Annotated in this window: 18 protein-coding genes; 9 read left to right on the forward strand and 9 right to left on the reverse strand. The window is 76.2% G+C overall.

Annotation, left to right across the window (positions count from 1 at the left end; all coding sequences use genetic code 11):
* Positions 1–24: 24 nt before the first annotated feature.
* The 5 genes from csrA (at position 25) to ACI78R_RS16035 (ending at position 3496) form a co-directional block, all read left to right on the forward strand.
* The gene (gene csrA, locus ACI78R_RS16015) at positions 25–345 is read left to right on the forward strand and encodes a carbon storage regulator CsrA (protein WP_457041426.1); all 321 of its coding nucleotides are present in this window, start codon (positions 25–27) and stop codon (positions 343–345) included.
* A gap of 215 nt (positions 346–560) precedes the next feature.
* The gene (locus ACI78R_RS16020) at positions 561–962 is read left to right on the forward strand and encodes a hypothetical protein (RefSeq protein WP_245794268.1); all 402 of its coding nucleotides are present in this window, start codon (positions 561–563) and stop codon (positions 960–962) included.
* Positions 963–1122: 160 nt separating this feature from the next.
* Positions 1123–2241, forward strand: coding sequence for a sigma-70 family RNA polymerase sigma factor (locus tag ACI78R_RS16025; RefSeq protein WP_073418667.1), 1119 nt, complete (start codon positions 1123–1125; stop codon positions 2239–2241).
* 152 nt (positions 2242–2393) lie between these two features.
* Complete coding sequence (locus tag ACI78R_RS16030) at positions 2394–2735, forward strand: hypothetical protein (protein WP_073418668.1); 342 nt, start codon at positions 2394–2396, stop codon at positions 2733–2735.
* A complete protein-coding gene (locus tag ACI78R_RS16035; RefSeq protein ID WP_457041427.1) occupies positions 2732–3496 on the forward strand; it encodes a hypothetical protein in 765 nt (254 codons plus the stop codon). The genes ACI78R_RS16030 and ACI78R_RS16035 overlap by 4 nt, the downstream gene beginning before the upstream one ends.
* Before the next feature lie 73 nt (positions 3497–3569).
* On the opposite strand, the gene ACI78R_RS16040 is transcribed toward ACI78R_RS16035, so the two are convergent.
* The 4 genes from ACI78R_RS16040 to ACI78R_RS16055 all read right to left on the reverse strand — a co-directional run bounded on the left by ACI78R_RS16040 (position 3570) and on the right by ACI78R_RS16055 (position 8710).
* Positions 3570–5492, reverse strand: a complete 1923-nt coding sequence (locus ACI78R_RS16040) for an NlpC/P60 family protein (protein ID WP_457041428.1) — start codon at positions 5490–5492, stop codon at positions 3570–3572.
* A gap of 212 nt (positions 5493–5704) precedes the next feature.
* Positions 5705–5896 (reverse strand): hypothetical protein, encoded by a 192-nt coding sequence (locus ACI78R_RS16045; protein ID WP_336032794.1) that lies wholly within the window; start codon positions 5894–5896, stop codon positions 5705–5707.
* A 12-nt stretch (positions 5897–5908) separates the two neighbouring features.
* Positions 5909–7210: a citrate synthase gene (locus tag ACI78R_RS16050; protein WP_073418671.1), complete on the reverse strand. Its 1302-nt coding sequence runs from the start codon at positions 7208–7210 to the stop codon at positions 5909–5911.
* Between the two features lie 105 nt (positions 7211–7315).
* Positions 7316–8710: a class II fumarate hydratase gene (locus tag ACI78R_RS16055; protein ID WP_457041429.1), complete on the reverse strand. Its 1395-nt coding sequence runs from the start codon at positions 8708–8710 to the stop codon at positions 7316–7318.
* Between the two features lie 154 nt (positions 8711–8864).
* Here ACI78R_RS16055 and ACI78R_RS16060 point away from each other — a divergent pair, with 154 nt between their 5' ends.
* Together ACI78R_RS16060 and ACI78R_RS16065 are read left to right on the forward strand one after the other, a co-directional pair.
* A complete protein-coding gene (locus ACI78R_RS16060) occupies positions 8865–9416 on the forward strand; it encodes a hypothetical protein (protein WP_457041430.1) in 552 nt (183 codons plus the stop codon).
* 268 nt (positions 9417–9684) lie between these two features.
* Positions 9685–10848 carry a hypothetical protein gene (locus tag ACI78R_RS16065; protein ID WP_457041431.1) on the forward strand — a complete coding sequence of 388 codons (1164 nt, stop codon included), beginning with the start codon at positions 9685–9687 and terminating at the stop codon, positions 10846–10848.
* Between the two features lie 67 nt (positions 10849–10915).
* On the opposite strand, the gene glpX is transcribed toward ACI78R_RS16065, so the two are convergent.
* A complete protein-coding gene (gene glpX / locus ACI78R_RS16070) occupies positions 10916–11974 on the reverse strand; it encodes a class II fructose-bisphosphatase (protein WP_217651111.1) in 1059 nt (352 codons plus the stop codon).
* Between the two features lie 98 nt (positions 11975–12072).
* Between glpX and ACI78R_RS16075 the strand changes: the two genes are divergently transcribed.
* Positions 12073–12696 carry a DUF4245 domain-containing protein gene (locus ACI78R_RS16075; protein WP_457041432.1) on the forward strand — a complete coding sequence of 208 codons (624 nt, stop codon included), beginning with the start codon at positions 12073–12075 and terminating at the stop codon, positions 12694–12696.
* Between the two features lie 8 nt (positions 12697–12704).
* On the opposite strand, the gene ACI78R_RS16080 is transcribed toward ACI78R_RS16075, so the two are convergent.
* The 3 genes from ACI78R_RS16080 to ACI78R_RS16090 form a co-directional block, all read right to left on the reverse strand.
* On the reverse strand, positions 12705–12920 hold the full coding sequence (locus ACI78R_RS16080) for an exodeoxyribonuclease VII small subunit (protein ID WP_457041433.1): 216 nt from the start codon (positions 12918–12920) through the stop codon (positions 12705–12707).
* Positions 12917–14137: an exodeoxyribonuclease VII large subunit gene (gene xseA, locus ACI78R_RS16085; RefSeq protein WP_457041434.1), complete on the reverse strand. Its 1221-nt coding sequence runs from the start codon at positions 14135–14137 to the stop codon at positions 12917–12919. Before xseA ends, ACI78R_RS16080 begins: the two co-directional genes overlap by 4 nt.
* An 86-nt stretch (positions 14138–14223) precedes the next feature.
* Positions 14224–15846: a hypothetical protein gene (locus ACI78R_RS16090; RefSeq protein ID WP_457041435.1), complete on the reverse strand. Its 1623-nt coding sequence runs from the start codon at positions 15844–15846 to the stop codon at positions 14224–14226.
* A gap of 134 nt (positions 15847–15980) precedes the next feature.
* Between ACI78R_RS16090 and ACI78R_RS16095 the strand changes: the two genes are divergently transcribed.
* Complete coding sequence (locus ACI78R_RS16095) at positions 15981–16952, forward strand: 4-hydroxy-3-methylbut-2-enyl diphosphate reductase (RefSeq protein ID WP_073418679.1); 972 nt, start codon at positions 15981–15983, stop codon at positions 16950–16952.
* A 60-nt stretch (positions 16953–17012) separates the two neighbouring features.
* On the opposite strand, the gene ACI78R_RS16100 is transcribed toward ACI78R_RS16095, so the two are convergent.
* The gene (locus ACI78R_RS16100) at positions 17013–17795 is read right to left on the reverse strand and encodes a DUF6542 domain-containing protein (RefSeq protein WP_073418680.1); all 783 of its coding nucleotides are present in this window, start codon (positions 17793–17795) and stop codon (positions 17013–17015) included.
* Between the last annotated feature and the right edge of the window lie 186 nt (positions 17796–17981).

Genomic DNA, 17981 nt, shown 5'->3' on the forward strand with positions numbered 1-17981 from the left:
ACACACACCCATGGAGGGGTACCCGTGCTCACTCTCACCCGCAGCGTCGGCGAGACCATCCGCATCGGCGACGACATCGAGGTCCACGTCGTCGAGGTCCGGGGCGGCACCGTCCGCCTCGGCTTCAAGGCCCCCCGCGAGGTGACCATCCACCGCGAGGAGGTCTACCGGCAGATCGCCGAGGCCAACCTGCTCGCCGCCCAGGTCACCGCCGACACGCTGGGCGCCCTCGCCGCCTTCGCGCCGGCCCCCGCGAGCGGCCCGGCGACCGGCGCCGGCGCCCCGGAGACCCCGGCCGCGGAGCCCGTCGCGCAGCCCGCCCCGCCGGAGGCGCGCGGGCGCTGAACGACTCGCACGGACGGCGGGTCCGCGTCTCGGCAACTCTCGCCGGTGCGCGGACCCGCCGGACCGTCCTCCCCGTCCGCGAGGGCAAGACCTGACGAAGGTCGCCCCGCACATTGCGCAGCACACGGCGAGTTGTGTGCCCGTCACCGTCCGCTCATGCGACAGAGTTGCCCTCGAGCACGACACAGGGGGCGATGGAGATGCAGCAGAGCGTGATGGCAGAGACCCAGCAGGCCGACGAGACCGTGGTGGTCCACGTCCAGCTGCGGCCGCGGCGCGGGTCCACCCGGCGCTGCCTGGCCGAGCTGTCGGCCCTGGCCGCCGCGCACCCGGCCGTCGCCTTCGCGATCACCGGCCTGGCCAAGGACGAGCGCGTCGTCCGCGTGACCGTCGGCGTCGAGCTGGGCCCGCGCGAGGCGATCGCGCGCTTCTCCCCGCAGGCGCAGGCCGCCTACGCCTTCGTCAGCGACGTCTTCACGGTCCTCTACGACCACATGCCGGTCTACGCCGCCGAGCCCGCTCCCGCCGAGCGCGCCGCGGCCGAGGCCCTGCTGCACGCCGGCGACCCCGGCCTCGCCCCGGCCCTGCCGGCGCACGCCGAGCGCGTCCCCGCGTAACGAAGGACCCTCCTGCTCCCCACCCCTCGCTCCGCTCGGGGCGGGCCCCTGCAGCAGAAGGACCCCGTCCTCCCCACCACTCGCACGCTCGTGGCGGGCCCCTGGACGGGGCCGCCAGCACCTCGCCATCGCCTTCCCCGCGATCGACTTGGAGTTCCCGGTGAGCACCCTCGCGACCGACCCGACCACCGCCGACCGGCCCGCCGACTCCGGCGCCGACGCCCCCGGCCGTGCGCCGCTCGTCTTCGGCGGTGTCCCCGAGGCCGAGGGCTTCGCGGCCGTCCCGATCACCGCCCGCGACCGCGTGCACTTCCGCGTGGACCGCGACCTGCCGCTCGCCGAGTTCCGCGCCGACCTGCCCGACGGCGTCACGGTCAGCCACGACGAGGGCGAGGGCCTGTACCGGGTCGACGGCCCGTGCGGGCAGGGCCAGGTGCTCGCCGACTGGATCCGCGCCTGGTGCGCCGGCCGCGACATCGGCACCGTGGGCCTGCGCGCCGAGGCGGCCGTCCGCCGCCGCGCGCCCCGCGACCTGCCGCCGGCCTTCCTCGAGGACCTGTGCCGGCACTACCAGCCGCTGAGCCTCAAGCGGCTGCAGCGCAACGCCAGCACCCTGCGCATGCACGTGCCCGACCCCGACGACCTCTACCAGCAGGTCGCCGAGTGGGTCCTCAAGGCGGTCGGCCAGTACGACGAGACCAAGGGCGTCCCGTTCGGCGCGTTCCTGGCCACCCAGCTGTCCAAGTGGGTGCACGACCTGGGCCGCAGCGCCCACGGCCGCACCGCCGCCGACACCGAGAACCGGCAGCAGAAGGCGCTGGCCGCCTTCCAGGCCGAGCACCAGCGCCGGCCCAGCGAGCGCGAGCTCGCCGAGTACATGGGGCAGAGCGTCGCCACGCTGCGCCGCAACTCGCAGACCGTCGCCACCCTCAACGGGCTGCGCAACCTGCAGTCGCTCGACGGCGGTCCCGACGGCGCGGCCGAGGTGCTCGTGCCCGACAGCGACGAGGCGCCCGACCAGATCATGGACGAGGCCGACCAGACGCTGCTGTCGCACGCGCTGACCGCCGCCTGCGCCCCCGACCCCACCGCAGCCCGCGGCCAGCGCGCCGCGCAGCCGAACGTGCTCGGCTGGGCCACCTGGTACCTGACGACCTGGGGCGGGCAGACGAAGACCCAGGTCTCGGCGGACCTCGGCACCTCGGTCCGCAACATGAACGTCCACGCCGACCGCGTCGAGCGCGCCCTCAAGGACCGGCTCACCGAGCTCTCCGAGTGACGCGCGCGTAAACGGCACGGAGGAGTCCGCTTCCACCGGGTCCATCCCGGCGCCGGACTGCCGATGTAGGAGACGCAAGACCACGGGGCCCCGCCGACGTGCCGCACGAGCCGGCCGGGCGGACCCGTGGGCACCGACGGGGAGGGGAAGCGGTGAGCGTGCTGCCTGCGGGTGACCCGGCCGTCGTCCTGCTCCCGCACTGGCTGTCGGGCGACGACCGCGAGGAGCTCGCCGGCGTCGTCCGCGCCGAGCTGGCCGCCGGCCTCCTGCACCCGGTCGCCGCGGTGCACCTCGCCGACGTGCTCACCGAGCTCCACGTGGCCGCCGCCCGCGACGCGGTCTGGCCCGCGCCCGCCGCCCGGGTCCGCCGGGTGACCGGCTGGGCCGACGACGTCCTGCCCGTGCGGCTGTCGGCCGCCGAGCACGCCAGCGTGCTGGCCCTCGGGTCGCTGTCCGCGCCGCTGCGCGCCACGCTCGCCGGGCGCCGCGCGTGAGGCCGGAGCGCCCCGCCCGCGTCTCCGCCGGGCTGCTCGCCCGGCTGCGGCCGGCCCCCGTCGCCGTCGACGACGTCCGGGCCGCCGCCGCCGCGGTGCTGCCCGGCCTCGCCACCGGCGGCCTGCGCGCCGCCGTGCTGAGCGACCCGGCCCGCGGCCCGGTGCTGGTCCTCGCCGAGGACGAGCGCCGCACCCGGCTGTCGCTGCGCGACCTCGCCGAGGACATGACCGACGCCGGCGTCGCCCCGACCCCCGACGGCGTCGGCGAGGCGCTGACCCGCGTGGTCGCCCGCCGCCCGGTGACCGACGGGGCCGCCCTGCGCGCCGGCGTCGCCGTCCTGGACTGGACCGACGACGGGCGGTCGGCCGTCGGCTGGCGGGTCGTCGTCCGCCGCGGTGAGCGCACCGTGGCGTGGACGCCGTCCGACCGCGCCGACGCCGCCGTCGTCACCCGCGCCCGCGCCGACGCCACGGCCCGCGCGGCCGACGCCGGGGGCGTGCTGCGGGTGGAGGGCCCGGTGGCGCTGTGGTCGCACCCCGGCGCCCCGATGCTGGCCACCGCCGCGCTGGCCGCGCCCGAGCGGCTGCTCGGGCGGATCGCCGACGCCGGCCTGCGGCTGCGCGAGCCCCAGGTGGTCGTGACGCCGATGCGCCCGGTGGCCTGCGCCGCCGAGGGCGTGGCCGACCGGCTCGCCGGGCTCACCGGGGAGGCCTGCGTGCGCCTCCCCTGGTCGGGCCTCGCCGCCCTCCGCTGGCTCTGAACGAGGCATGGGAAGCTCTACCCACGTCCCGCGCGCCAGGACGTGCGGACAGCTTCCTCTGCCTGGTCCTTCCTCAGTCGAGCAGGTCGCCGAACTCCCAGTGCCACGGCTCGGGCTTCTCGCCGCCGGGCCGGGCCCAGTCGGGGTTGACGAAGCCGAACCGGCCCGCGTTCTGCGTCATCCAGGTCCACTGCGCGGTGCCCGCGACGTGCACGCCGCCGCACAGGTCCACCGCCAGCGCCCAGCCGTGGTTCGAGGTGCCCGGCACCGCGGCCAGGGCCGGCTTGCGGCGGAACGCGTCCTGCTGCGCGGCCATCGACCGGTAGGAGTCGGTGATGCACAGCGGCGTGCCGAACTCCGCCTCGTAGGCCGACGCCAGGGCCGCGTACCCGGCCGCCGCGTCGCAGCGCAGCGCGTGACCGCGGGTGATCGAGCACAGCGCCTCGGCGGGGATGCGGCCGTTGGTCCAGCCGCCCCAGGCGGGGCTGACCGGCCCGGCCGGCGCCGGGGGAGCGCCGCAGGCACCGCGGCCCGACGCCGTCGCCGGCAGCGGCGCGTTCGGCTGCGCCGGGGCAGGCAGGGTCACCCGCACGGCACGGGCGTCCTCGGGCAGCGGGTGGACGCCGACCCGGTAGGTGGCGGCCGAGGCGCCCAGCACCTCGCCGGAACCCAGGTACAGCGCCACGTCCTGACCGCCGTCGGAGACCACCAGGTCGCCGACCTGCATCTGCGAGGCCGGGACCACGGTCGCCGCGGCCCACTGCCCGGCGGCGGTGGCCGGCAGGTCGTACCCGGCCAGCAGCCACGACGCCGCGGTCAGCCCGCCGCAGTCGTAGGCGTCCGGCCCGGCGGAACCCTCGGCGTAGGGCCGTCCGGCCTGCGCCAGCGCGCTGCTGACGGCCGCGACGGTCTCGGCGGGGAGCACGGTCACCGGGCGGTTGCCCGCCACGGCCCAGGCCAAACCTGGAACGGCCTGGCCGGCCGCGTCGAGGGCGGGGGAGAAGCCGGCGGGCAGCGCGGCCGGGTCGGCCAGCTCGGCGGCCGACGGCGGCTCGATCCCGGCGGACGCCAGCTCGGCGAGGTACCCCTGCCAGCGCTGCAGCGCGGCGGCGTTGCGCTGCTGCTGCGCGCCTGCCGACGGGACGGTGTCCAGCGCCGCGAGCTGCGCGGCGACGTCGAGGCCGAGGTCGTCGGCGGTCTCCCGGACGCCGGCCAGCAGCGTGCGGGCCTGCGCGGTGGCGGCGTCGACGGCGGCCTGCGCCCGGGCGACGCGGGCGGCCGCGGCCTCCGCGGCGGCCTCGGCCCGCTGCGCCCGGACGACGACGGCCTCGCGCTCGACGGCGGCCCGGTCGGCCAGCGCCTGCAGCTGCAGGACGCCCGAGGTCGTGCCGGGGGTGGTGGCCTCGAGGCCGAGCACCGGCATCCGGCGGGTCGCGCTCGCGCGGTAGAGGTCGGCCGCGACGTCGCCGACGGTGACCTGCTCGGCGGCGACGGCGGCGCGGGCGGCCAGCTCGGCGGCCTCCGCGGTGGCCAGCTCGGCGCGGCGGCCGTCGATCTCGGCCTGCAGCCGGCGGTAGGCGTCGGCGTCCTGCAGCAGGGTGCTGCGGGCGGCCAGCGCCAGCCCCGCGGGGTCGGGAGCGACGGTGGCCGAGCCGGGCGCGGAGGTGGCGGGGGCGAGGAGGACGCTCACCGCCGGCACGAGCAGGGTGGCCAGGCCGACGACGAGCAGCCGGGTGCGCCAGGGGCCGCGCTCGCGGGGAGCGGACGCCGGGCGGCGGGCGGGGGCCCGCCGGGCCTTCTTCCGGGCCGTCCTCTTCTTGCCCGCCGACGTCGTCCTGGCGGCGGGCCGGGCGGTCGCGGGCCGGGCGGTCGCGGTGCCGGGGGTGCCGGCGGCGCGGGCGGCGAGCAGGGCGCGCAGGGCCTCGGCCTCGCGGGGGGTGAGCTCGCGGCGGGGGGCGGAGGTGCGCGGGGAGGCGGTCGTGCGTGGAGCGGGCACGGTCTGGTCCCCCGGGCGGTCTCGGCTGGCTGGCCGCGCTCCGTGCTGGAGCGCTCGCCGTCAGATCGACCGTCCGGGGGACCCGGAGGAGGGACGGGGGAGCGGGTCTCACCCCATGGGGGGAGGGGTTCCGCCCGGTCGGGGGACCGGCCGGGGTGCCGGGCGGTCCCGCGGAGGTGCGCGGTGCGTCCCCGCGGGACCGCACGGGGAGGTCAGCGGTCGGGGGCCCACCAGGCGCCGTGCCGGGGGACCAGCGCGATGCGGTGCTGGGTGCCGTCGGCGGTGGAGACGACCACCTCGACGGCGGTCACCTCCAGCGTCCGGTCGTCCTCGCGCAGCACCCGGCCGGTCGCCAGGGGGATGGGTGGCAGGACCAGGACGTCCTCGGCCGGATCACTGCCCATGGCGCCCGCCCGTCAGCGCTCGCCGATGGGGACGAAGGCGCGCTCGGTCTCGCCGGTGTACACCTGGCGCGGCCGGCCGATCTTCGTCGTCGGGTCCTCGATCATCTCCCGCCACTGGGCGATCCAGCCGGGCAGCCGGCCGAGGGCGAACAGCACGGTGAACATCCGCGTCGGGAAGCCCATCGCCCGGTAGATGAGGCCGGTGTAGAAGTCGACGTTCGGGTAGAGCTTGCGCTGCACGAAGTAGTCGTCGGACAGCGCGATCTCCTCGAGCTGGCGCGCGAGGTCCAGCAGCTGGTTGTCACCGCCCAGCTTGTCCAGCACGGTGTCGGCGGTCTGCTTCACGATCGCCGCGCGCGGGTCGTAGTTCTTGTAGACCCGGTGGCCGAAGCCCATGAGCTTGACGCCGGGCTCCTTGTCCTTCACCCGCGCCACGAACCGGCCGATGTCGCCACCGTCGCGCTGGATGGCCTCCAGCATCTCCAGCACCGACTGGTTGGCCCCGCCGTGCAGCGGGCCGAACAACGCGTTGATGCCGGCCGAGACCGAGGCGAACAGGTTGGCGTGGGAGGAGCCGACCAGGCGCACGGTCGACGTCGAGCAGTTCTGCTCGTGGTCGGCGTGCAGCACGAACAGCATGTCGAGGGCGGCGGCGAGGTCGGGGTCGACCTCGTAGGGCTCGGCCGGGAAGCCGAAGGTCATCCGCAGGAAGTTCTCGACCAGGCCGAGGGAGTTGTCGGGGTAGAGGAACGGCTGCCCGACCGACTTCTTGTACGCGTAGGCGGCGATCGTGGGCAGCTTGGCCAGCAGCCGGACGGTGGAGATCTCCACGTGCCGCGGGTCGAAGGGGTCCAGCGAGTCCTGGTAGAAGGTCGACAGGGCGCTGACCGCCGAGGACAGCACCGGCATCGGGTGCGCGTCGCGCGGGAAGCCCTGGAAGAACTGCTTGAGGTCCTCGTGCAGGAGGGTGTGCCGGCGCAGGTTGTCGTCGAAGGCCGCCAGCTGGTCGGCGGTGGGCAGCTCGCCGTGGATCAGCAGGTAGGTGACCTCGAGGAAGCTGGCCTTCCCGGCGAGCTGGTCGATCGGGTAGCCCCGGTAGCGCAGGACGCCCGCGTCGCCGTCGATGTAGGTGATCGCCGACGTGCAGGAGGCGGTGTTCACGAAGCCGACGTCGAGCGCGACCTGTCCGGTCGTCGCCATCAGCTTGGAGACGTCGAGCCCGGAGGCGCCCTCCGTGGCCGGGACCGTGCGCAGCGGGAGCTCACCCCCCGGGTGCCGGAGGGATACCTCGGGGGTGCTGGCTGTCTCGGTCATGGTGGGCCGACGCTATCGCCGTCCGGCCACTCCGACGACAGCGACCGTCCTCCGGCGGGGTGGAGCGGGCTCCCGCCCACCCCGCCGGAGCGGACCGGCGGCCCGTCAGGGGTGGGTCATGGACAGGACGTCGAGGGCCTCGTCGAGCTGGGCCTCGGTGAGCTTGCCCTGCTCCACGTAGCCGCGCTCGAGCACCACCTGGCGGATCGTCTTCTGCTCGGCCAGCGACTGCTTGGCGACCTTCGCGGCCTCCTCGTAGCCGATGTACTTGTTCAGCGGCGTGACGATCGACGGCGAGGACTCCGCGTAGGTGCGGCACTGCTCGACGTTGGCCACGATCCCGTCGACGCAGCGGTCGGCCAGGATCCGGCTGACGTTGGCCAGCAGCCGGATCGACTCGAGCACGTTGCGCGCCATGAGCGGCAGCGTCACGTTGAGCTCGAAGACGCCGGTGGTGCCGGCGTAGGTGACGGCGGCGTCGTTGCCGATGACCTGGGCGGCCACCTGGATGACCGCCTCGGGGATCACCGGGTTCACCTTGCCCGGCATGATCGAGCTGCCCGGCTGCAGGTCGGGCAGCTGGATCTCGCCGAGGCCGGTGCGCGGGCCCGAGCCCATCCACCGCAGGTCGTTGGCGATCTTCACGAGGCCGACGGCGATCGTCTTCAGCTGGCCGGAGGCCTCCACCAGCCCGTCGCGCGAGCTCTGCGCCTCGAAGTGGTCGCGGGCCTCGGTCAGGGGCAGGTCCAGCTCGCCGGCGAGCCGCTCGATGATCGCTGCGGCGAAGCCGGGCGGGGTGTTGATGCCGGTGCCGACGGCGGTGCCGCCCAGCGGCAGCTCGCCGATGCGGGGGAGCGAGGCCTGCAGCCGCTCGACGCCGTAGCGGACCGCCGCGGCGTACCCGCCGAACTCCTGGCCGAGGGTGACCGGGGTGGCGTCCATGAGGTGGGTGCGGCCGCTCTTGACGACCTCGCGGAACTCCCCGGCCTTGCGCGTGAGCGAGGCCTCCAGGTGCTGCAGCGCGGGCACCAGGTCGCGCACGATCGCGCGGGTCGCGGCCACGTGGATCGCCGAGGGGAACACGTCGTTGGACGACTGCGAGGCGTTGACGTGGTCGTTCGGGTGCACCGGGGTGCCCGAGGCCTCGGTGGCGAGGGTGGCCAGGACCTCGTTGGTGTTCATGTTGCTCGACGTCCCCGAGCCGGTCTGGAAGACGTCGATGGGGAAGTGGTCGTCCCACGTGCCGGAGGCGACCTCCGCGGCCGCGGCGGCGATCGCGTCGGCGACGCCGCGGTCGAGGACGCCGAGGTCGGCGTTCACCCGCGCCGCGGCGCCCTTGATGGCGGCCAGCGCGGCGATGAGCTCGCGCTCGAGGGGGGTGCCGGAGATCGGGAAGTTCTCGACGGCGCGCTGGGTCTGGGCCCGCCACTTGGCCCAGGCGGGGACGCGGACCTCCCCCATGGAGTCGTGCTCGACGCGGAATTCCTGCTCGGTGGCCACGCTGGCTCCCGTGTGGTGTCGGTGGGTTCGCTGCTGCTGGCGTGACCCTAGAGAGGCCCGGTCCCGCTCCATGTGGGGAGGCTCCGGTCGGGATGCGGGACGGCGGCCCCGGGGGTGGCTAGCGTCGCCGGACCACCCCGCCCGAGGAGCCCCCGTGACACCTCCGCACGACTCCGCGTACGGCACCGCCCCCACCGGCGGCTGGACGCCGTGGGGCACCTGGGAGCCGGCCGCCGGCCGCCCCGTGCCGGCCGCGCCCGCGGTGCCCGCCGCGCCGGCCCCGCGCCCGCTCGGCCCCGGCGGGATCGCCGTCGTCGTCGCGGGTCTGGTCATCGGCATGGTGCTGGCCGCCGTCGTCGGCGCGCTGCTGCTGCGCGGGGCGGCCGACGACGCCGGCACCGCCGCCGGCGAGGCGATCGGCCAGGCGATGTCCGGCGGCGTCAGCGAGGACGCCGCCTGGTACGCCGACCCCTACGCCACCGGCGGCCTCGGGCCGGTCGAGCAGACCGACCCGGTGCCGCCCGGCGAGCTCGGCCCCGACCCGGTGCTCGACGCCTACGCGCAGGAGTGCTTCGACGGCGACCTGCAGTCCTGCGACGACCTCTACATGGAGTCGGCGCCGCTGTCGGACTACGAGGAGTACGGCAGCACCTGCGGCGGCCGGGTCAAGGCCTGGACCGTGCCGTACTGCACCGAGCTGGACTGAGGGAGGACCCCGTCCTCCCCACCGCTCGCATGCTCGCGGCGGTGCCCTGGACGGGGTCGGGCTTGCGGTCCCGCCCAAGTCGCGCACCAGTCCGTTCCAGCACGTCAGGGGATCGTTCGGGACGTCACCGGAGGGGGCCCCGCGGCTGGCGTGAGCCGTGGGGCGGGTGGCGTCCTCCGCCGCCTCCCCGTGACCGGGCGGTGCTCGCTCGTCCCGATCGCCCGACCTAGCCTGGCCCCGCCAGCGACCAGAACCGAGGAGTCCGCCGATGTCCCAGCCGCCGACGCCGCCGCAGGGCGGCAACGACCCCGCGGGCCAGCAGCCCGGGCAGCAGGGCTGGGGGCAGTCCGACGACCCGACCGCGCAGTTCGGTCAGCCGGCGCCGCCGACCTCGCAGTTCCAGGCCGGCCAGTACGGCCAGCCGGGCGACCCGCGCGAGCAGACGGCCCCCTTCGGCCAGCCCGACCCGAACGCCTACGGGCAGCAGCAGTACGGGCAGCAGGGCCAGGACCCGAACGCCCAGTACGGGCAGCAGTACGGGCAGCAGGGCTACGACCCGGGCGCCCAGTACGGCCAGCAGTACGGGCAGCAGTACGGCCAGCAGGGCTACGACCCGAACGCCCAGTACGGGCAGCAGTACGGGCAGCAGGGCTACGACCCGAACGCCCAGTACGGCCAGTACGGGCAGCAGCCCTACGGCCAGCAGCCCTACGGCCAGCCGGCGCCGAAGCCGAAGAAGAACCTCGCCGTCATCCTCACCGTGGTCGGCGTCGTCCTCATCGCCGGCCTCGGCGTGCTGCTGTTCTTCTTGCTGCGCGACGACGAGGGCTCCACGGTCGCCGACCCGACCACCACGACCACCGCCTCGACGACGACGTCCTCCTCGTCGAGTTCCAGCTCCTCGTCGAGTTCCTCGTCTTCGTCCTCGTCCTCCTCGACCACCCCCGGCGGGGGCGGCGGCGGGGCCCTCCCGGCGGGGCAGCCCCCGGTGGGCCTCGGCGAGGACACCGAGGGCGACTTCCAGCAGCAGGCCGACGCCTGCTACGCGGGCGACATGACCGCCTGCGACAGCCTGTGGGCCGACACCCCGATCGACTCGGCGTGGGAGGACTACGCCGGCACCTGCGGCGGGCGCGACGCCTACGAGAGCCTCGGCACCTGCGAGGAGCGCTTCGGCGCGGCCGGCAGCGGCGGGAGCACCGGCGGCGGCAGCGGCGGCCCGACGGCGGCCCCGGTGCCGCCCACCGGCCTCGGTGTCGACGAGGAGGGCGACTGGCAGCAGCAGGCCGACGCCTGCTTCGCCGGTGACCTGGCCGTCTGCGACGACCTCTGGTTCGACACCCCGGTCGGCTCCGACTGGGAGCAGTACGGCGGCACCTGCGCGGGCCGGGTCGAGTACCAGGCCGGCACCTGCGAGCTGCGGCTCGACTGAGCCACCGGTACGGACGAGGACGGCCCCGAGGCGATCGCCCCGGGGCCGTCCTCGCGTGCGGTGTGCGTCAGTCGTGGTGCGGGTCGAAGGCGACCGCCGAGTAGGCGCGCAGCTTCTCCAGCGAGTGCAGGCTGTCGATCGAGCGGATGGTGCCCGAGCGCGAGCGCATGACCAGCGACTGCGTGGTGCAGCCGCCGGCGCGGTACTGCACGCCGCGCAGCAGCTCGCCGTCGGTGATGCCGGTGGCCACGAAGAAGACGTCGCCGCGCACCAGGTCGTCGATCTGCAGCACCCGGTCGAGGTCGTGGCCGGCGTCGACCGCCTTCTGCCGCTCCTCGTCGTCCTTGGGCCACAGCCGGCCCTGCAGCGCACCGCCCATGCACTTGAGCGCGCAGGCGGCGATGATGCCCTCCGGCGTGCCGCCGATGCCCATGAGGATGTCGACGCCGGTGCCCTCCCGGGCGGCGGCGATCGCGCCGGCGACGTCGCCGTCGGAGATGAACCGGATGCGCGCGCCGGCCTCGCGGACCTCGTGCACCAGCTGGTCGTGCCGCGGGCGGTCGAGGATGCAGACGGTGACGTCGGCGACCGAGCTGTGCTTGGCCTTCGCCACCCGGCGGATGTTCTCCGCGACCGGGGCGGTGATGTCGACGGCGTCGGCGGCGGCCGGGCCGACGGCGATCTTCTCCATGTAGAAGACGGCCGAGGGGTCGTACATGGCGCCGCGGTCGGCCACCGCCATGACGGCGATGGCGTTGGGCATGCCCTTGGCCATCAGCGTGGTGCCGTCGATCGGGTCGACGGCGACGTCGCACTCGGGGCCGTAGCCGTCGCCCACCTGCTCGCCGTTGTAGAGCATCGGCGCCTGGTCCTTCTCGCCCTCGCCGATGACGACGACGCCGCGCATGCTCACCGTGCCGATCAGCGCGCGCATGGCGTCGACCGCGGCACCGTCGCCGCCGTTCTTGTCGCCGCGCCCCACCCAGCGGCCGGCGGCCATGGCGGCGGCCTCGGTGACGCGCACCAGCTCGAGGGCCAGGTTGCGGTCGGGGGCGGGGCGGTCGGTGCGGAAGGTGCTCACGCGCGGGGCCTGGGCCACGGGGCCGTCGGGTACGGGCAGTGTCACGGGGACCTCCATCGACCGGCACCGTTGCCGGTCGGACGCGCGGCGCCGCCCTGATGCGGGGCGGCGGGGTTCTGGATCGGTGCTGCGATCCTAGGGGCATGACCAGTTCCGGCCCGTCGGGCCAGCAGGCCCCCGAGCAGCAGCCCGCGCAGGAGCAGCCGCCCCCCGCGCCGACGGCGGTCGAGCGGGCCAACCGGATGAGCGCGGCCAACATGATCCGGTCGCTGGCGCCGCTGGTGCTCATCTGCCTGCTGGTCGTCGGCTGGATCGCCTTCCGGCAGAGCGGCACCGACCCGGTGCGCACGGTCGACCCGGGCAGCTCCGTGCAGTTCGCGGCGTCCCGCGCGGGCTACGAACTCGAGGCGCCCGCGGGGCTGCCGGACGGCTACCGGCCCACCAGCGCCCGCACCGACGCCGGCGAGGCCGCCGAGGGGGCGCCGGTGACGCTGGAGATCGGCTACCTGACGCCGTCGGACGAGTACGCGGGCTTCGTCACCACCGACGACCCGCGCGCCGAGGAGCTCACCGCCGTCCTCGACGACGCCACCGAGGACGGCACCGTCGACCTCGGCGGGCGCACCTGGACGCGGCTGACCAGCGAGCGCGGCGAGACGGTCCTCACCCTCGAGGACGGCGAGGTGACCACGGTCGTCACCGGCTCGGCCGACGACGACGAGCTCGAGACGGTGGCGGGCTCCGTCGCCCCCGTCGTGGTGCGCTGAGCCCCCGCTCAGCTCTCCTGCTGCTCGCCAGGGGCGGCGGCGGCCAGCCGCTCGCGGGCGCGGTCGAGCCAGTGCCGGCACAGCTCGGCCAGCTGCTCGCCGCGCTCCCACAGCCCCAGGGACTCCTCGAGCGTGAGGCCGCCGGCCTCCAGCCGGCGCACCACGTCGGCCAGCTCCTCGCGGGCCTGCTCGTAGCTCTGGGTCGGCTGCTCGGCTGCGCTCACGGCTGCCCATCCTCCCTGTCGACCCGCACGGGCAGCCGGCCGCCCGCGACCCGCACCGACAGCGCCTCGCCGCCGGACACCTCACCCGGGTCGCGGACCAGCGCCCCGTCGGCGCGCTGCACGAGGGCGTAGCCGCGCTGCAGCGTCGCCTGCGGCGAGAGGGCGGCGACCCGGGCGCGGGCGTGCTCGAGGTCGCGCTCGGCGGTCTCCACGCGGTGGGTGAGCGTGCGCCGGGCGCGGTCGCGCAGCGCGGCGACGTCGTCGGCCCGGCCGTGCAGCAGCCGCTGCGGGTCGGCCAGCACCGGCCGGCTGCGGACGTTCTCCAGCCACCGCTCCTGCTGCTCGAGGCGCACCGACACCAGGTGGCGGGCGCGGGCGCGCAGCCCGTCGACCAGCCGCCGCTGCTCGCCGATCTCGGGCACCACGCGGTGCGCGGCGTCGGTGGGGGTGGCCGCGCGGACGTCGGCGACGTGGTCGACCAGCGTCGTGTCGGTCTCGTGCCCCACGGCGGTGACCACCGGCGTGCGGCAGGCGGCGATGGCGCGCACCAGCCCCTCGTCGGAGAAGGGCAGCAGGTCCTCGACCGAGCCGCCGCCGCGGGCGACGACGATGACCTCGACCTCCGGGTCGCGGTCGAGCCGCTGCAGGCCCTCGATCACCGAGCCGGTGGCGTTCACGCCCTGCACCAGGCTGTGGTGGACGGCGAAGCGCACCGCCGGCCAGCGCCGCCTTGCGGTGACCAGCACGTCGCGCTCGGCGGCGGAGTCCTTGCCGGTGACCAGGCCGACGACGACCGGCGCGAACGGCAGCGGGCGCTTGCGGGCGGCGTCGAAGAGGCCCTCGGCGGCCAGCAGCCGGCGGATCCGCTCGATCCGGGCGAGCAGCTCGCCCAGGCCGACGGCGCGGATCTCCGTGGCGCGCAGCGAGAACGAGCCGCGGGCGATGTAGTAGTCGGGCCGGGCGCGCACGACCACCCGCGCGCCCTCGGTGAGCTCCAGGCCGGGCCGGTCGGCGACGTCGCGGGCGCAGGTGACCGGCACCGAGAGGTCGGCAGCCGGGTCGCGCAGGGTGAGGAAGACGGTGGCCGCGCCGCGGCGGGAGAGCTGGGCGACCTGCCCCTCGACCCACACCTCGCCGAGCCGGCCGATCCACTCGGCGACCTTGCGGGCCACCGTGCGCACGGGCCACGGGGCCTCGGGGGTCGACGGAGCGGTCACGGGGGTCGAGCCTGCCAGGCGGTACCGACACGGCGGCCCGGGACCCTCGAGGGGTCCCGGGCCGCCGGGAGGGGATGCGGTGCCCGCTAGCCGCGGGGCTGCAGGGGGCTCGCGTCGGCCGCCTGCTGCTCGAGCTTCTCCAGCCGGTTGCGCAGCATGGTGACGAACGGCGCCCGGTTGCGGGTGGCCTCCTCGTAGGCGAGCAGGTCGCCGACCGTGGCCAGCTGGTAGCCGCGCAGCCGCCCGCGCAGCTGGGCGACGGTGAAGGAGTCGTAGCCGTCGACCGGCGCGGCCCCGGCGGCCTGCGAGCCCGACAGCTCGCTGCCGCCCTCCGGGTCGTCGGTGGGGGCGTCGGACTCCCCGCCGACGGCGTCCACGGCCGCGCCCTCGGCGATCGCCGCGTCCTCCTCGGCGGTGTCGGCGTCCCCGACGTCGGTGCGCACGCCCGTCGCGGCGGCCACGGGCGTGCCGCCCTCGTCGGTGGCCGTGTCGGTCAGGGGCTCGGGCTCGACCGTGTCGGTGGCCGCGCCGGAGTCCTCGCCCGGGCCCGCCTCGGCGCCGAGCTCCTCGTCGACGCGGGCGTGCTCGCCGGTGACGACGTCGCTCGCCTCCCCGGTCGCGGTGCCCTGGCCGTCGGCGGCCTGCCCGTCGCCGTCCTCGGGGGCGACGACGCCCTCGTCGGTGACGGTGCCCTCGACGGTGGTCACCTGGCCGTCGGGGGTGATGACGTCGACCTCGGTGGCGGCGTCCTCGGCCGCGGCCGCGTCGGACTCCGCGTCCTCGCCCAGCACGCCGGCGTCGGGGGAGGCGGCGGTGTCGGTGCCCGAGGTGTCCGTGCCCGAGGTGTCCGTGCCGGCCGCGTCGTCGGCGGTGCCGATCTCGGTGTCGGGCGTGCCGGAGTCGGCGGCGTCGGGGGTCGCGGCGTCGTCGCTGCCCACGTCGGGCGCGCCGGCGAGCTCACCGACGGGGGAGCCGCCCGGGTCGCTGGCGGCGGGTGCGTCGTCCGGGACGGCCGGCACCGCGGGTGAGTCGCTGCCCTCGGCCTCGAGCAGCGCGCTCTCCAGCGCGTCCTCGGCGGTGAGCGCGGAGTCGGCGGCGTCGAGCGCGGCCTCGGCCTCCTCGGTGCCCAGCACCTGGTCGGTGACGTCCTCGACCGCGGCCACGACGGCGGCCGGCGGCGGGTCCTGGGGGAGGCCCGCCATCTCGTCGTCGACCAGGCCGGCGGAGTCGGTGTCGACGTCGATCTCCATGACGTCGACCTCGGTCAGCGTCTCGGTCTCGTCGAGCACGGCGGCGGTGTCCTCGACGGCGGCCACGACCGCGTCGGCGGCCGGGTCCTCGGGGAGTCCCGCGACCTCGGCGTCGGAGATGCCCGTGGTGTCGACGTCGGGGGCGCGGTCGAAGGCGGAGGTGCGCAGGACGTCGATCGGCTGGGCGACCAGGGCCTCGCCGGAGCGCGCGTCCTCGTCGTCGTCGTCGAAGGTGGCCATGCCCGGCTCGCGGTCGCCGCGCAGCCCGGTGAGCAGCTCGTCGCCGCGGGCCACCAGCCCTGACCAGTGCTGCTGGAGCTTCATCGCGGTCTGCAGTGCGATGCCGACCAGGCGCACGGGCAGGCCGGGCAGCGTCTCGGGGAGGCGGCGGGCCTCGTCGAGGACGGTGGCGGCCAGTCCGGCGGCGGCGCGGACCGGCTCGGGGATCTCACGGGACATGCGCCCAGCCTGCCGCAGCGCGTCGGCGTCGGCAGCACGGCCCGGACCGCGGACACCCGGTCGGGCGGCGTGCGTCGTGTCACGACTCCCCTCGGCAGCCCGGCCGGGGGTCGCGCGCGACCTACAGTGGGGGCATGGCTGATCAGCGCGGACGGGTCCTGCTGGCCGATCCCCGGGGCTACTGCGCCGGCGTCGACCGGGCGGTGGTGGCCGTCGAGCGGGCGCTGGAGATGCACGGCGCGCCCGTCTACGTCCGCAAGCAGATCGTCCACAACAAGCACGTGGTGGCCACCCTCGAGCGGCGCGGCGCGGTGTTCGTCGACGAGACCGACGAGGTGCCCGAGGGCTCGGTCGTCGTGTTCAGCGCCCACGGCGTCTCGCCGGCGGTGCACGAGGAGGCGGCGGCCCGGCAGCTGCGCACCATCGACGCGACCTGCCCGCTGGTGACGAAGGTGCACCAGGAGGCCAAGCGGTTCGCCCGCGACGACTACGACATCCTGCTCATCGGCCACCGCGGGCACGAGGAGGTCGAGGGCACCTCCGGCGAGGCGCCGTCGCACATCCAGCTCGTCGACGGGCCCGAGGACGTCGCGAACGTCCAGGTGCGCGACCCCGAGCGGGTGGTCTGGCTGTCCCAGACGACGCTGTCGGTCGACGAGACCCTGGCCACGGTCGACCAGCTGAAGACCCGGTTCCCCGGGCTGCAGTCCCCGCCCAGCGACGACATCTGCTACGCCACGCAGAACCGGCAGCAGGCGGTCAAGCAGATGGCGCCCGACTGCGACCTGGTGGTCGTCGTCGGCTCCACCAACTCGTCGAACTCGGTGCGGCTGGTCGAGGTGGCGCTGGAGGCCGGCGCCCGCGCGGCGCACCTGGTCGACTACGCCTCCGAGATCGACCCGGCCTGGCTGGAGGGCGTCTCCACCGTGGGCGTGACCAGCGGCGCATCGGTGCCCGAGGTGCTGGTCGGCGAGGTGCTCGACTGGCTGGCGGAGCGCGGCTACCCCGACGTCTCGTCGGTCAAGGCGGCCGAGGAGCGGCTGGTGTTCGCGCTGCCCCGCGAGCTGCGGCCCGAGCGCGGCGAGTCCGCCCGCCCCGCGCGCTGACCCCGTCACGCAGAAGGCCCCCTCCCGACCGGGAGGGGGCCTTCGTGCGTTCCGGGGCCGTCAGCGGCGGGCGGCCCAGCGGATGATGCCGAGGACGATCGCGACGCCGGTGGCGACGGCCATCGTGGGGAACCCGCGGATGAGGACGGTGGCGATCGTCGGCACGCTGAAGTCGGCCGACGGCGCCAGCCCGATGTTGACCGCGGCCACCGCGACGAACACCAGCGGCGGGGCGACGACGACGGTGAGCAGGTCGCGCTTGCGGACCAGCAGCGTGGCGACGGCGGAGGCCGCGACCAGCGTGACCAACGTCAGCGTGCCGAGGCCGACGTCGAGGAACGAGTCGACGGCGCCGCCGGCGAGCGTGATGACGAAGATGCCGAGGACGGCGAGGCTGCCGCGCAGGCCGGGCGCGGGCGCCGGCGCGGTCCGCGAGGAGCCCCGCGGGGTCTCGCGCGGCGTCTCCCGCGGGCGCTCGGCGGCGCGGCCGCGGCGCGGCGGCTCCGGGGCGTCCCGGTCGGCCAGCGGGTGCACGCCGGGGTAGGGGGTGCGCTGCTGCGGGCGGGCGGCCGGCGGGCGCGAGTCGGCGACCGGACGGCCGGAGCCCCAGCCGGGTGCCGGGCCCGCGGCGGGACCGGGCGTGCCGGGACGGCGGTCGGGGGCCGGGGCGCCGGAGCGGCGCGGCGGGGGCGGCGGCACCGGGGGCAGCGACATGCGCGCCGCGCGGGCGGGCGTCGCGTCGAGCCGCGGCAGGTCCGGGCGCGGGGCCTGCGGGCCGGCGTGGGGACGCTCGCCGCGGCCTCCGCCGTCCCGCCAGGTGTCGGCTGCACTCGCCGAGGCCATGGCGTACCTCCCCGTCCGGACCGGCCCGGGGCGGGCCGATGTCGGTGCTCACCGTAGCGACGGGGAGCCGCCCGCCGGGGCACATCGTGTCGTCGACGCGCGACACGTCGCCGGATCGATTTGGCAACTCTCGGTGAGGGGCGGGGTGGATGTGACGGAGGGGTCCAGCGCGACCGCCGGGGCCGG

It is taken from the genome of Geodermatophilus sp. SYSU D01106, assembly GCF_054049995.1.